This is a genomic window from Pedococcus sp. NPDC057267, from assembly GCF_042668795.1.
Lineage (GTDB): Bacteria > Actinomycetota > Actinomycetes > Actinomycetales > Dermatophilaceae > Pedococcus.
Genome location: NZ_JBHUYG010000007.1, coordinates 1 through 13,468, shown reverse-complemented (window position 1 = coordinate 13,468; position 13,468 = coordinate 1). Strand labels below are relative to the sequence as shown.

Genomic DNA, 13,468 nt, shown 5'->3' with positions numbered 1-13,468 from the left:
GCCCAACCCCCTGCCTGCTGCCGGGCCCCCGCCGGTCCATCCCGCCGGTGGGGGCGCCCATGTCAGCAGACGGTCCTAGCGTGGCCGTATGCGCAGCACCGAGCCCGCACACCACACGTTCCTGCTGCACCCCGGACGCCGAGCCGGCCATCGCGGCCTATGCGACGCAGGGGTGGCGGCGGGACACAGGGCGCGGCTCGGTGAGCCGGATCAACGGAGTGGAGCACCGGCTCGTGCCGATGCAGCGCCTGGGCCGGATCGTGACCCGCGATTTGCGGCGCCACCCACGGCAGCCAAGGTCGCACGCTTCGCGGCATGGGAGTGCGTTCTGTTCAGGCTTGGCTACGGCAGGTGCTTGCCCAGCCATCGCAATGGTCGCCCGACAACCGGGTGTCGGTGCCAGTTGTGGTCAATCACGCCACGCCGGAAGTGCCGAAACCGCTCGCGGATGTCCGCGAGAACTCCGGTCTTGTCGCGGTCCTCAAGCTCCCACGCCCTCATGGCGGCCCAGCGGGCGCAGGGGCGGCACAGCGCTACCTCTGGATTGTTTCCCAGATGCACCATGCGGCGGGGATCATCGACCGATCCGCAACACCAGCACTGCCCCGGTTGAGGCGGGTCAGGGTGCCCCTGGGCGGTGATTGTGGGAGTTCCCATGGTCACCCTTTGGTCGCTTCGGCCGCACGTGCCTTCAGTACTCGGCGAAGATCGTGCAGCGCCGGGACGTTTCTTGGACCGTCAGGCGTCGGGTAGACCCGACATGCCAGCGTCCCGGTCGTCTGCCCACCCATGAACAGATCTGTCCCGTCGACCACGAACGCCGGCGAGGCAGCGAAACCGCGAGCACGCGCCTCAACGTCGGTCTCGATAACCCCCACACTGAACGCGAGAGCAGCCAAGCCGATGTCATCGAGTGCCGTCCGGAGCACCGTCGCCGCCTCGTCAGCGCCGGGGCAGCCCGGGATCACCAGAAGTTCGACCTCCACACCAGCATCATGGCGCGCAAGTCAAGCGCCCCGCTCATCGGCTGCTTGTTTCATTGACGCACGGCCGGTGCCTGGCGAGGCTCGGTCGAGGCGTTCGGGCTGTCGCTCTCACATCGGCTGCTCACCTTGGTGTGGCTCTCATTTGGCCTGCGCAGTCCCGGACGTCGATCCCAGGGCAGGGAGAGGCTCAAGAGGGGTGTGCCCGGCTCAAAGCAGCGTTGCCCTCCCAGCTCGACAACCACAGGTACGAGCGGAGGAGAACGTGGTGGATCAGGAACCAGCGCGGGTGGTCATCGGGATGGACCCACACAAGCGGTCGGTCACGAGCGAGGTGATGCAGGCCGACGAGGCCATCGTCGGGTCAGGTCGGTTCGGCACCGACCTCGCCGGCTACCGGGACATGGTCACCATGGCCCGGCAGTGGCCCTTGCGGGTGTGGGCGATCGAGGGATGCAACGGCATCGGGCGGCACATCGCGCTTCGCCTGCTGGCCGATGGTGAACAGGTCATCGACGTGCCACCGAAGCTGTCCGCGCGGGTGCGCGCCTTCGCCACCGGGCAGGGCCGTAAGACCGACGCCACCGACGCCCACTCCATCGCCTTGGTCGGCACCCGGATGAGTGGCCTGCGCCCGGTGGTCAACGATGAGCAGCTGGCCGTGTTGCGGGTGTTGGTCGACCGGCGCCGCGCGTTGGGCGAGGACCACACCCGGATGATCTCCCAGCTGCACCAGTTGCTGCTCGAACTGATTCCCGGCGGGGCCAAAAGGGACCTGTCCGCCGCCCAGGCGAAGAGACTGCTCGCGACCGTCCGGCCCCGCGACGTCGCCGGCAAGGCCCGCAGGCGTGTGGCCGCCGAGCTCATCAGCGACCTGGAACGGATCTACGCCCGCAAGAAGGCCGCGAACAAGGAACTCGCCGAACTGCTCACCACGACCGGCACCACCCTGACCCGCCTGCACGGCATCGGCCCCTCCGGCGCCGCCCGGCTGCTCGTCGAGGTCGGTGACATCACCCGCTTCCCCGACAACAACCACTTCGCCTCCTGGACCGGCACCGCACCCATCGACGCCTCCTCCGGCGACCACGTGCGGCACCGCCTGTCCCGCGGCGGCAACCGCCAGATCAACCGGGTCCTGCACATCATGGCCACCGTCCAGCTGCGCAATCCCACCGAAGGCCGCGCCTACTTCGACCGCACCAAAGCCCGCGGCAAGACCTCCAACGAAGCCATGCGCTGCCTCAAACGACGCCTGTCCGACATCGTCTTCCGAACCATGCTCAACGACGCCGCCCACGCCATGGCGACGAGCCCGGGAGGGCAACGGGGCAACGACTCTGACTCCAGCGCGACCGGCTCACAACCCCACACCGGCACTTCGGACAAGCCTCTTCCCGGACCCGCCACCAGCCAGCCTAGGGCCGCCCTGCCCGTCGCGTCTTGACACAGAGGGGAGCCAGGACCGGCGAACATTCCTCACACGGTTTTTGCTGCCGCGCCAGGACGGCGGGACGATCTGGCGGCAATGCCCCATCTGGCGCGGGATCTGTGGACCCGTGATGTCGTGGGTCACCGAACAGGGGACCGGGAGTGAGGATCGCGACGCCGAGCTGCGGCGCGGGATGACAACAACGCTGGATCCCCGCAAGAGCGCCGCGGAGGCTGGTTGAAACCGGAGCGAGGACAGGTGCCGCTCTCGACGGGCAGTGGGTGGGTCAGGCGTCGCGCCGCTTGAGGGCTGCGGCGGCGCCGGCCAGGACGACGGCCGCGTAGCCGCAGAAGAGGGCGAAGGCCGTCCACGGGGCCAGCGCGGTCGGGTCGGGGTGGACCCGGGTGATTCCCTCGCCGAGGGTGCTGGGCAGGTACTTGCCGATCGGGTCTGCCCAGGAGGAGGGCAGGAAACGCACGATGATCGGCAGGACGAACAGGATTCCGAACAGGGTGGAGATGGCGCCGGCGGTGTTGCGCAGCAGGGCACCCAGGGCCAGGCCGAGCAGCCCGATGACGGTGAGGTAGAGGGCGGCTCCCAGGACGGCGCGCAGCACCCCGGGTGAGCCGAGCGTGGTCTGCAGGTGCTTGGAGGACAGGATCGACTGGCCGATGAGGAAGGCGCCGACGCTGGCCGGTGCCATGAGGATGAACGTCACGACGGCGAAGACGAGTGCCTTCGCCCACAGGACGGGCAAGCGGGTGGGCACCGCGGCCAGGGTGGCCCGGATCATGCCGGTGGCGTACTCCCCGGTGATCAACAGGACCCCCAGCACTCCGACGGCGAGCTGGGCGAGGAACACGCCGGCGAGGCTGCGCGCGGTCGGGTCGAAGGTGAGCAGTTCCCCGGGGTCGCGCGGTGGCCAGTGGTTGACGGTCACCAGCGGCACGAGGAAGGACAGGCCGACCACGAACGCCACCGCGGCCAGCAGGGAGAACACCGTCGAGCGCAGGGACCTCAGCTTGGTCCACTCGGACAGGACAACGCCAGCGAAGGTGACGCCACCGGTGTCGCCGGCGCGCGAGGCCGAGTGGCGGCCACTGGCGGCAGCCCGGTCCGTGCGGTGAGCGGTGTCGAGGGGCGCGTTCATCATCGCTGGGTTCCTGCTTCCTGGAGGGGGCGGGGCGCGCCGGCGATGGTCGCTCCCTGGAACTCGACGGAGCCACCGGTCAGGTCCATGAAGGCCTCTTCGAGGGATGTCTGCCGGGCGCTGAGCTCGAGCAGGGTGATGCCGGCGGCGCCGGCCGCTCGACCGACGTCGTCGGTCGACATCCCCGTCACTTCCAGCGCCCCATCGGCCTCGACCACCGTGACTTGCTGTTGCGCAAGGGTGGCGACCAGGGCGCCGGGGTCGGTGGTGCGCACTCGGACCCGGTTGCCCGAGGAGCGGGCGATGAAGTCGGCCACGCTGGTGTCGGCGATGAGTCGGCCGCGGCCGACGACGACGAGGTGCTCGGCAGTCTGAGCCATCTCGCTCATCAGGTGGGATGAGACGAAGACCGTGCGGCCCTCCGCGGCCAAGGACTTGAGCAGGTTGCGGATCCACCGGATCCCGTCAGGATCCAGGCCGTTGACGGGCTCGTCGAGGATCAGGGTGTGCGGGTCGCCGAGCAGGGCGGAGGCGATGCCAAGGCGCTGACCCATTCCGAGGGAGAAGCTGCCCGCCCGCTTGCGAGCGACCTCCTGCAGCCCTACGACATCGATGACCTCCTGCACCCGGCGACGGGGGATGCCGGCGGTCTGGGCGAGGGCGAGCAGGTGGTTGTAGGCGCTGCGACCGGTGTGCACCGAGCGCGCCTCCAGCAGGGCCCCCACCTCGTGCAGTGGCGCCCGATGCTGCCCGTAGCGCTTGCCGTTGACCAGGACGGTGCCGGACGTCGGGGCGTCCAGGCCAAGGATCATGCGCATCGTCGTCGACTTCCCGGCGCCGTTCGGTCCGAGGAAGCCCGTGACGACACCGGGTTGCACCGTGAAGGTCAGGTCGTCGACCGCTCTCTTGTGGCCGTACACCTTGGTCAGGCCCGTGGCCTCGATCATGGGCGTCTCTTTTCGTCGTGGCTGCTCGGGCAAGTTGCGGGCTGGCACGGCCGACCAACGTCATGCGGTGTCCGAGCAGGTGCCCGGCCAGCACGCCCACCGGACGAGCGGGTCACCAGCCCGGGAGCGCGAGCCAATGATGCTCACCCCCGCCTGAGCGTTGCCTGAGACGACCACGGCCCGCACGCGCCCGGCCATCCAGACACGCTATGGACCGAGCGATGCCTGCGGTCGCGCGCTCCGCGGGAAAGCCTGCGGTACAGGCCCGACCCTGGACCGGTCCCGATCCGGGGTGGCCCCGGTGGGTTACATGCGCAGCCGCACGACGAACAGCAGGAAAGACAAGACTGGCAAGCCTACGACGGACAGGGCCGCCAGGACCGTGACCACCCGAGCCCACGAGCGCAGCATCACCCGGAGCCCGGTGAAGAACAGGGTCCCAAGGAGGCCGCCGAGCGTGTTCAGGATGACATCGTCAATATCGCAGGCCCCCACGCCGAAGAGGCCTTGGGCGATCTCGACCGCGACGCTGGAGGCGACGACGACGCGCAGGTTCGGCCACACCCGGGTCCTGCCTTGCACCAGGGGCAGGCAGGACCCGAAAGGGACGAATGCCGCCACGTTGCCCAGCACGTTGCCAAGCGCGAACCGGCCCGCCGCCGCAGAGGCGGTGGACAGATAGATCGAGATAGTCGCGAACGGGACCAGGTTCAGCGAACGGATCGACCCCGGCTCGCGCGACAGCAGCAGAAGCTTGACCAGGAAGGCCAGGTAGACAGCGAAGACCAGCCACACGACGACTGTGCCGGCCCTTGTCCATGCGCTCATCGCCGGCCACGCCGGCGGCTTGGAGCTAAGACGCTCGAACTGGACCTGCGGCTGCGCCTTCACGGAGGCGACCCTACAAACGCGGTCGCCGCGCTTCGCCTGCCCCCACTCGCGTGGCAGGATGCAACGCCTCTGCGGGCCGGCTTGGGGGGTTCCCTCGCCAGCGGGGTTCGGCCGGCGAGAGCCAGGCGGCAGGCGGGGGTGGGCCTTCGCGCTGCCGCCCTCCGGTAACGCCGTGGTGCAAGCTCGCGTCAGGGACCAGGCTTTGCCGTCGGATGGCCGCCGGTCCGCGCGTGGTGGACGAGTCGTAAGGACGGGGCAAACATGGACGTATGGGCGAAGAAGTCGAGGGGAGGCAGCGCGGGCCCCGGTGGGCGGATGACTTCGACGGTCCCTGGGAGTCCGGTCTGTCCTGCCCTCAATGCGGCGCGCTGGTACCGAACTACGAGCTCAAGGCACGGCTGCACCAGCAATGGCACGACGCCATGGACGAGTACCTCGACCAGTAGCTCGTTCCCAAGGCGTTGGCTGCGTCCGCCGCCCTATCCCCGACGGTCAGCCGTTGCCGGCCCCATTGGGGTGGGGCGCTCGCGGGCCGGTCAACACTCTTGCCGCTGATGCGACGCCGTTCGTACGGCGTCGCGCCGTCCCTGCCTGGAAGCAGTGACGTGTCAGACCGCAGCTCCTCCCCAGCGGATGCACGGCCCGGGACAGGGTTCGCACGAGGTCAGTCGCTTCGCCGAGGGTGCGTCGGTGCCGGGACGAGGCGAAAGCCGCGGACGATCTCCGCAGCGATGGCCAGGGTCAGGTCCATCGGCAGCTCCACCCACGGGTGCAGCAGCTCGTCGCACCTGCGCAGCCGATCAGGATTGGTCACCCTGGAAACACGACCCGTGACCACCACGCTCCACCCGGTGCGGTCGCTGGGATCGATGCGGTCGGCCTGGTAGGTGACTACGTCCAGGACCGGAGGGATCGCCGTGCTGGCGGCTGCTGAACCCAGTCTCGTGCGGATGATGATGTCGCCGCCCTCAAGGATGTGGTTCAGCGGCCGCACGGCAGGCAGTGCGTGCTCGGTAAACACCAGCCGGCCGAACTCGACGCTAGCCAACAAGGCAAGCGCTTCGCCCTCCGGTATGGGCACCAGTCGCCGCGGCTCCAGTCGCCGCACCTCGGCGAACCGGGTCTCGCCAAGGTTCTCAGCGCCCATTGCCAATCAACCCCCAGCTCGGCACAACAGCGTCGTCTGCCCCCTGACCGAGCGCCGAAGGTCACGTTGCCGGGGATCCAGGTCCTTTGGAAGGGACCAAGGTCCCTGCGGAGCGAGACGATCGCGAGCCTCGACGCTGCCGCGTGCTGGCCGCTGCCGGCGACCACGTGTGTGGTGCAGTGCTATTGGCCACCGATGCGCCCAGATGGGCAGGTCAGATGGAGCCCTGGTGTCGCTCAATGCGCGCCAGAACATGTTCCCGTGGCGGGGCATGACCGTGGTCTTGGCGCACGTGAGCGATCAGCACGTCCGCGAGTTGGTCGGTGTTGCCGCCCGTGAAGGGTTGCTTGCACCGCGGGCATTGGACTGTCAGATGGTTCATGCATCCAACTGTGCTGCTCAGCAGCATTCACTGCTAGCGGCACGGTCGCCAGGGGTGGAAAGAGGGTGCCGCGCGAAACGCGGTTACAGCCTTGGCGCAGGATGCTGGTGGTCATGACCGGCCGGCCAGGTCACGCGGGTGGGGCCGGCAAGCAATTCAGGAATGCTCAATCGGGGCTCGCGCTCCGGCCGCGTTCGTATGGTCGTCATCACTGTTCGGCACGGCCCCGCTCGTAGAGCGGTCGAGGTTTCCGAGGTCTCGGGGGCCACCGCAAGATGGATCAGCGGCTCAACGTCTTACCGCGGCCCTGAATATGCCGGATCCATCGCCGACGGGACGCCACCGGCCGGACAGACTGTCTGTCCTCAGGGTCCACGCTGTTTTCGACAACAGGACTGAGCAGCAGCCTTGATGATCTCGCGCCGTCACCGGCATACCGTCGCGGATCGCGCGGCTGACGCGGGAGTCGGTCGCAAGGATCGCTGTCGTGGAGGCCCCGACATCCGGGAGCCGGCGGCTGTCCATGACGGATGCGCCCCCACCACTGCGGCGGTCAGCGGTGGGGGCGCGGCTTGTGATTGCGGGTGGGTCAGTCGTCGTCTTCGGTTTGGGTGGCAGGGACGACACAGGCGTCGCCGGCGAACGCGCCGGCGAACGAGGGGGCGCCGAGGGCGTTGGCGGCGTCCTTGGTGAGGGTGAGCCCGGCCGGCACGCCCGCGCAGGCGGGGGCGGAGCCGTTGATGGGCTGGACCGGGCCCAGAGCGAAGATGTTGACCCGGCCGACCTTGGTCCGGTTCAGGCGGGTGTTGGCGGTGAGGTACCCGGTGTTGAGGTTGACGTCGAACCGGGTGATGGCCAGGGTGCCGCCGCCGACGGGGGTGAACCGCAGCCCGCCTGCGTGGGAGATGACGCCGTCCTTGACGCGGGTGATGGGGAAGGAGACCTGGGCGGCGCCGCCGGGGGCGGTGAGCTGGCCTGGTGCGATGGGCATGACCTTGAGCGTGTTGACCAGGGTCGGGACGAGCTCGGGGTTGAGCACGACGGTGGTCAGACCGCCCGAGTCCTGGTCGGTGTCGTCGGAGGCTGAGGCTGGGGACGCGGCCAGGGTGGTGAGGGCGAGGGCGCCGGCCGCTGCGACGGCGGCCCAGGTGCGGGGGTGCTTCATGGTGTGTTCCTTCTCCGTGGGCGTGGGTGGACCAGTACCATGAAGGTTGCACAGGACTTTGGAGTGCGCAACGTTTCGTAAAATGAAGGGGGTTGGCGTGGACGTCGGCCGGCACTCGATCGGGGATGTGGCCGCGCTGACCGGTGTGAGTGCCGGCACGTTGAGGGCGTGGGAGAACCGGTACGGGGTCGTCGCACCGTCCCGCACGCCTTCCGCGTACCGGTCGTACAGTCCCGCCGATGTCGAGACGGTACGCCGCATGCGAGTGCTGGTGGAGTCCGGGGTGCCGGCCCGGCGGGCCGCGGTGCTGGCGCGTGACCCTCTTCCCGAGACTGCCGCAGCCGTTCAGGCGACGCCCACCGTCCCAGGCGGTTCACCGCTTGCCGACCACGACGCCCTGACCGCCATCGCTGCCCGGTTCGACCCCGTCGCCCTGCGGCGGACCCTGGATGAGGCGTTCGCCCACGCGTCGGTCGAGCGGGTCATCGACGACTGGCTCATGCCGTCGATGACCGTGCTCGGGCGGGCGTGGGAGGCGCAGCGGGTCGACGTGGCAGCTGAGCACTTCGTGACCGCCGCGGTGATGCGCCGGCTCGCGGCCCTGTTCGAGGCCAGCGGTTCATCCGGGCCGCGCGTCCTGGTCGGGCTACCGCCCAAGGCACGCCACGAGCTGCCCGTCCTCGCCTTCGCGGTCTGCCTGCGCCGGGCCGGTGTGGAAGTGGTGTACCTGGGTGCCGACGTGCCCGTGACCAGCTGGGCCCAGGTCGCGGCTGCAACCGCCCCCGAGGCTGCTGTCATTGCCGCGACTCACTCTCGCGACCTTGACCCTTCCGCCGCGACAGTCGAGGCGCTGCACGAGGCGAGGGTTCCCGTTGTCTACGTGGGCGGGCGGGCGGCCCATGAGGTCCGCGGTGGCGTACCTCTGCCGTCCCAGCTCACCTTGGCAGCACACCTGGTCCGCACAGCGCTTGCCTGAACAGGCGTATTTCGCGTGCGCCAGGGGCGTGACTGACACGCCTTGGAAGGGTGCCTGTCACTCCACACGACCGAAGGCGTGTGACTGTATGGCCACGAGGTCGATGGCCGTAGGAGGGCGCGCCGACGAACTGGCCGGGTGGGCGACGCGGTGCCAAGCTATCTGGGTCGAGTTCACGCCTCGAGGGCTCAGCACACAGCGAGCCCCGGGGGAAGGCTTCAGTCGGTGTGGCGTTCGAGCTGGATAAAACCATGAGGGAATGAGACTGGTCGCAGGATCCACCGCGTGGGTCCGTGCGCGGCGGCACGAGCAACGTCTTGGTCGACGAATGCGGGCGCGATGCACTCGTAGTCGACGCCCTTCCACCGGATCGTGCACGCGCCCGCCGCGCGGACGTTGCGAACCCAGTCCGTATCCCTGCCCCAGGGCAGTCCGATGAGGAAGCTCGTTGGGGTCGCGATGACTGCTACGGGGGTGACGTACGGCTTTCCACTCTTGCGACCGCGGTGTCGCAGCAGAGCCCACACGGGGATGTACCGGTGTCCGGCGAGGTGGACGGCGACCTTGTTGAAACGCTTTGTCGCGGACGGGACTCGTGCCATGCATCGAGCATCCTCCGTTGCACACCTGGTCAGGAGCCACTTTGCCGATGCAGGCCGTGAATAGATTTGGCGTTGCGCTGCAGCGGCTCTTGGGCCCCTGCTCGCCGCGTACCGGGCACCCCGGCTGGTAGCCGCTGTAGCTCTGGTGGCAATCCACGGCACGCTGGACCCCCGCGGCGTCGTCGCCCGGACTGGCTGAAGGTTTCCATGCCCCTATCGCGGCTCCTCCTGCACCAGGATCTTGGCCCTGACCCCTACGCCATCCGCGACCCCTTTTGCCGTCCGTCCGAAGTAGACCGTCATCCCATAGGCCCGCATGCGGCGGTGTCGAAGCATCGCCGCTGGCCGGGTCGGCACCTCGTAGCTGTACCTGTATAGGTGCCTTGGCTGCCCCGGACAGATGCATCCGGGGGCGAGGAAAATACGTGCCGAACAACTCGGCAGCGGAAGCGGATCTTCCTCCGGGGACGCTGCCTTCGCGCGTGGGTCAGGTCTCGCCGGAGGACGCCGTCGTACGCACCGTCCTCAGGGTGAGCTGCCCAGCCTCGCTGGCGGGCTTGGACCGACGAGAGTGTCCGCGCCGCTGCCAGCACTGCTCCCCGGTAGGCACACGCGTAGGGCAACAGTCTGGCGAATCCCATGACGTCGTTTCCTTCGGAGGTGCTCAGCCTCTTCGGCCCGCAGGGCGAGCGGGTCCACGCCGCGCACGGTCAGCAGCAGGAGTCCAACGCCGAGCAAAAGCGCCCTATTGAGGTGCGACGGCAGTACTAGGCGGGTCGCCTGGGGGCCGACGATGCAAAACCTGCGTCTCTGTGCGCACGCGGCGGTGCGCCGTTGCCCTATACGGAGGCGGTGAGGGGCGTAGCAAGGATGGCTGTCGGGCGGGCGGCCGTACTGTGTTCGTAGTGCTGCGGCGTTGGCCGGATCGACACCCATGAAGAGGTCGTGCGGCTTGTGCTCCCTTTGTGCCCCCGAAGGTTCACGCCGTGCATTGAATGCACTCGGGGGAGGGCCAGCCGAGCACAGGGATAAGCGATGCGGCGGGCCGCTGCGGCCTTCGCAATGAGAAGGTCAGGGGTTCGAATCCCCTCAGCTCCACCACTTGACGAAGGACCCGGCACGCTTCTCGCCGGGTCCTTCGTCGTTCCACCCGTCGGTGGGGGCCGTGCGGCTGCGAACCGCCGGTGGGTGGGGGGCGATGCCGACGTAGGTGGTCTCGAGGTACTCCTCGGTGCCGTCGAACCCGCCCTCGGGGCCGAAGCCGGAGGCCTGGACGCCGCCGAAGGGGCGACGGGCATGCGCTTCCCATCTGCTCTCGAAGCGGCGCCTCGCTCGAGGTCCTCATCGAGAGCGGGGACCGACGTCGGCCTCGATCAACTGCTTGTAGTTGGCGAGCATCCGGTCCAGCTGGCGCTCCTGATTCCCGAAGACGTGATCGAGGGCCCTGTCGACGATCGCAGCGCCTGTGGATATGGCATATCCGAGCGTGAGCGCCGTTCCGCCGTCCTGTGGTGCCATCGCATACGTCCAATCGACACCGGTTGACGCGTGATCCACGATTCGACTTCCGGGAACCAGTTCCCGCCTGCACCAGGCCGCGCGCATGGGAAGTCCTGCCACGCGCCAGGAGGTCTGCCACGTTGAGCCGATGCCATCCCCAGGCGTCGGCACGAGGGCGGAGAGGCGAACAGGCTCAGGGTCCGCGGCGACGAAGTTCTGCGGCTGCTTGACGTGGTCGAAGACCACCTCCACGGGCGCGTCGATGTGGATCGTTCGGGCATGCACGGGCTTGCCGTGCCTCCCTTTGTCCGTGTGGCTCGCCTGTGATCCTTGCCCATCGACCCCGTGCTGAAGTGTGGCGTCCACCTTCCTTGGACTCAGGGTCGGCTCCGGGCCGAGCACCGCCTGCAACCTCGCGAATCGCGGTCCGTGAGTCCTTGCCGTGACGTGGTCGAGCAGGCGCTCCAGGAGTGGCAGCCGCCACCACGGCTGCATCTGGTTCCTCACCGTGAGCCTCGTGCCGGGACCGTCCGGCTCGAACGAGTAGGTCCAGGTCCCCTCCAACCCGTTGGAGGACCTGTCGGTGATGAGTTTGTCGGGCACAAAGTCCGTGAACACGTTGAAGCCTTCGATGGACACGCCAGCGATCTTGGCGGTCCAGAGGTAGTGCGTCCCGATCCCTTCCTTGGTGAGCCTCACGTCCTTGAACCGCACTCCCTCAGGTTCCAACGCGGACCACTGAGCCGGATCCCTGAAGAAGCCGAACACCGTGGTCACCGGTGCATCGATATGGAAGCTCTGTTGGTATGTCATACCGCCACTCCTTCGAGCACTCACCCGCATCGTCACGCTGGGACGTCAGGCGCTCGCTGACCACACCGATCGGGGTAGTCGCAGCGGTCGTGCCACCGGCTCGTCGCGAGCCAGCGCCTGAGGTCGTTTCGCCTTGGTCACTCGGCCAGGAATCGGGTGAGGAGAGGGTTCACTTGGTCCGGCGCCTCGTAGTGGGCCAGATGTCCTGCGCCTTCGATCTCGTGGTACTCGATGTCCGGCAGCAAGTCGCGCAGTCTGATCATGGACTCCGGTGGGATCTTCCGATCCTGAGTTCCGTAGGTGAGCAGCACCGGAATGCCCTGCTCCCCGACGCGTCGGTAACACGATGTCGCGTCCTTCAGCGCGTCGCCTCTCAAGTTGGCCAGCATGGCTCGCCGCTTTCCTTCGTAGCGGAACTGCTCGGCGACCTGACGCTGGAGCTCGCCCACCCCATGGGTCGACACCACCGCATCGGAGAGGTCGGCGAGCTTGCGATCACCCATGACCCTCAGGAGAAGTTCTCCCAGGAGCGGGGTGGTGACGAGCCGGTAGGCGATCCCCCCTTGCCCCGGAAGCTCCGCGACGAAGGGAGCGAGCAGGGCGAGCTTGCTCACCGTGCCCGGGTTCTCGGCAGCGAAGCACGTGGCGATGCTGCCACCTTGCGAGGAGCCCACCAGGCGGATCGGGTACCGGAGGTTGAGATGGGCCAGCAACTCCGCGAGCTGGGCGTTGTAGAAGAGGCGGTCGTACGTGCGCAGCCTGGGTCTGTCGGAGAGCCCGTGCCCGTACAGGTCGTATCGCAGCACCCGGAAACCGGCGTCACACAGGGGGCCGATCGTTCGATCCCACGTGGCCTGGGGTGCGGCGTTCCCGTGAATCAGGACGACGCTCTCACCGCCCGCGTCGCCGCGGATCTCGTAGTGCGTGATGCCTGCGGAGAGTTCGACGAAACTCCCGGGCAGCCCGCTCCGCACCTCTTCTGTGAGTTGCTGGGTACTCATGTCGATCGCCCCTTTTCGCGCGAACCGCCGACACCTGCCCCCTCGGCGCCCGAGCCCGCAAGGCCTCGCAAGCACAGTCCCAGCCGCCACCCCGGCAGAGGAGCGCGCAGCATCGTGCGCGCTCCGGGTGGGTACAGGTAGCGGCTCAGTGCGTCTGGGTTCGACGCTTCGATGACCTCGGGGGCCGGGGCTTGCGTGGTCACGCTTCGACGGTAAAGACGCGGCTGGGCTCTCGGCTCGGGCCGAACGTCCTCTCCCACCGACTCCGACAAGGGCCCGGACACATGCCGGCCCATGTTGGGCTGAGGGAACCGAGGTTTCGCCCCGGTGCTGCGCCCCCGGACGGGTACCAGGACGCTGCTCTGGTGGTCGCGCGGCTGCGGGCTGCCGGGGGGCTAGGGGGCGATGCCGACGTAGGTGGTCTCGAGGTACTCCTCGATGCCCTCGAACCCGCCCTCGCGGCCGAAGCCGGAGGCCTT

General features: G+C 68.4%; 12 protein-coding genes. 3 read left to right on the top strand and 9 right to left on the bottom strand.

Translation table 11 applies throughout. The annotated features are described in order from the left end of the window. Positions 1–659 precede the first annotated feature (659 nt). A complete protein-coding gene (locus tag ACFUC1_RS03145; protein ID WP_379116521.1) occupies positions 660–986 on the bottom strand; it encodes a hypothetical protein in 327 nt (108 codons plus the stop codon). A 265-nt stretch (positions 987–1,251) separates the two neighbouring features. Here ACFUC1_RS03145 and ACFUC1_RS03140 point away from each other — a divergent pair, with 265 nt between their 5' ends. Then, positions 1,252–2,430 carry an IS110 family transposase gene (locus tag ACFUC1_RS03140; RefSeq protein WP_379116519.1) on the top strand — a complete coding sequence of 393 codons (1,179 nt, stop codon included), beginning with the start codon at positions 1,252–1,254 and terminating at the stop codon, positions 2,428–2,430. 271 nt (positions 2,431–2,701) lie between these two features. Here ACFUC1_RS03140 and ACFUC1_RS03135 read toward each other — a convergent pair whose 3' ends face one another. The 5 genes from ACFUC1_RS03135 to ACFUC1_RS03115 all read right to left on the bottom strand — a co-directional run bounded on the left by ACFUC1_RS03135 (position 2,702) and on the right by ACFUC1_RS03115 (position 8,097). Continuing rightward, positions 2,702–3,568 (bottom strand): ABC transporter permease subunit, encoded by an 867-nt coding sequence (locus tag ACFUC1_RS03135; RefSeq protein ID WP_379116517.1) that lies wholly within the window; start codon positions 3,566–3,568, stop codon positions 2,702–2,704. Beyond that, positions 3,565–4,512 carry an ABC transporter ATP-binding protein gene (locus ACFUC1_RS03130; protein ID WP_379116516.1) on the bottom strand — a complete coding sequence of 316 codons (948 nt, stop codon included), beginning with the start codon at positions 4,510–4,512 and terminating at the stop codon, positions 3,565–3,567. Before ACFUC1_RS03130 ends, ACFUC1_RS03135 begins: the two co-directional genes overlap by 4 nt. Positions 4,513–4,818: 306 nt before the next feature. Further along, positions 4,819–5,403, bottom strand: a complete 585-nt coding sequence (locus tag ACFUC1_RS03125; protein ID WP_379116514.1) for a VanZ family protein — start codon at positions 5,401–5,403, stop codon at positions 4,819–4,821. Positions 5,404–6,067: 664 nt separating this feature from the next. After that, the gene (locus ACFUC1_RS03120) at positions 6,068–6,550 is read right to left on the bottom strand and encodes a pyridoxamine 5'-phosphate oxidase family protein (RefSeq protein ID WP_379116512.1); all 483 of its coding nucleotides are present in this window, start codon (positions 6,548–6,550) and stop codon (positions 6,068–6,070) included. 971 nt (positions 6,551–7,521) lie between these two features. Then, positions 7,522–8,097: a hypothetical protein gene (locus tag ACFUC1_RS03115; RefSeq protein ID WP_379116510.1), complete on the bottom strand. Its 576-nt coding sequence runs from the start codon at positions 8,095–8,097 to the stop codon at positions 7,522–7,524. An 82-nt stretch (positions 8,098–8,179) separates the two neighbouring features. On the opposite strand from ACFUC1_RS03115, the gene ACFUC1_RS03110 reads away from it, so the two are divergent. Further along, positions 8,180–9,073, top strand: a complete 894-nt coding sequence (locus ACFUC1_RS03110) for a MerR family transcriptional regulator (RefSeq protein WP_379116509.1) — start codon at positions 8,180–8,182, stop codon at positions 9,071–9,073. A gap of 218 nt (positions 9,074–9,291) precedes the next feature. On the opposite strand, the gene ACFUC1_RS03105 is transcribed toward ACFUC1_RS03110, so the two are convergent. After that, positions 9,292–9,675: a nitroreductase family deazaflavin-dependent oxidoreductase gene (locus tag ACFUC1_RS03105; RefSeq protein WP_379116507.1), complete on the bottom strand. Its 384-nt coding sequence runs from the start codon at positions 9,673–9,675 to the stop codon at positions 9,292–9,294. Positions 9,676–10,314: 639 nt separating this feature from the next. Between ACFUC1_RS03105 and ACFUC1_RS03100 the strand changes: the two genes are divergently transcribed. Beyond that, the gene (locus ACFUC1_RS03100; protein ID WP_379116505.1) at positions 10,315–10,446 is read left to right on the top strand and encodes a hypothetical protein; all 132 of its coding nucleotides are present in this window, start codon (positions 10,315–10,317) and stop codon (positions 10,444–10,446) included. Between the two features lie 570 nt (positions 10,447–11,016). Here ACFUC1_RS03100 and ACFUC1_RS03095 read toward each other — a convergent pair. Both ACFUC1_RS03095 and ACFUC1_RS03090 read right to left on the bottom strand, forming a co-directional pair. Then, the gene (locus tag ACFUC1_RS03095) at positions 11,017–11,988 is read right to left on the bottom strand and encodes an SRPBCC family protein (protein ID WP_379116503.1); all 972 of its coding nucleotides are present in this window, start codon (positions 11,986–11,988) and stop codon (positions 11,017–11,019) included. Between the two features lie 137 nt (positions 11,989–12,125). Then, positions 12,126–12,989, bottom strand: coding sequence for an alpha/beta fold hydrolase (locus tag ACFUC1_RS03090; RefSeq protein WP_379116501.1), 864 nt, complete (start codon positions 12,987–12,989; stop codon positions 12,126–12,128). Positions 12,990–13,468: the final 479 nt, after the last annotated feature.

Excerpts from the sequence above, each read along its gene's own strand:
- ACFUC1_RS03100 (WP_379116505.1), top strand. The coding sequence starts at position 10,315 with ATGACGTCGTTTCCTTCGGAGGTGCTCAGCCTCTTCGGCCCGCAGGGC.
- ACFUC1_RS03115 (WP_379116510.1), bottom strand. The coding sequence starts at position 8,097 with ATGAAGCACCCCCGCACCTGGGCCGCCGTCGCAGCGGCCGGCGCCCTC.
- ACFUC1_RS03130 (WP_379116516.1), bottom strand. The coding sequence starts at position 4,512 with ATGATCGAGGCCACGGGCCTGACCAAGGTGTACGGCCACAAGAGAGCG.
- ACFUC1_RS03105 (WP_379116507.1), bottom strand. The coding sequence starts at position 9,675 with ATGGCACGAGTCCCGTCCGCGACAAAGCGTTTCAACAAGGTCGCCGTC.
- ACFUC1_RS03095 (WP_379116503.1), bottom strand. The coding sequence starts at position 11,988 with ATGACATACCAACAGAGCTTCCATATCGATGCACCGGTGACCACGGTG.
- ACFUC1_RS03135 (WP_379116517.1), bottom strand. The coding sequence starts at position 3,568 with ATGATGAACGCGCCCCTCGACACCGCTCACCGCACGGACCGGGCTGCC.
- ACFUC1_RS03120 (WP_379116512.1), bottom strand. The coding sequence starts at position 6,550 with ATGGGCGCTGAGAACCTTGGCGAGACCCGGTTCGCCGAGGTGCGGCGA.
- ACFUC1_RS03110 (WP_379116509.1), top strand. The coding sequence starts at position 8,180 with ATGAAGGGGGTTGGCGTGGACGTCGGCCGGCACTCGATCGGGGATGTG.
- ACFUC1_RS03090 (WP_379116501.1), bottom strand. The coding sequence starts at position 12,989 with ATGAGTACCCAGCAACTCACAGAAGAGGTGCGGAGCGGGCTGCCCGGG.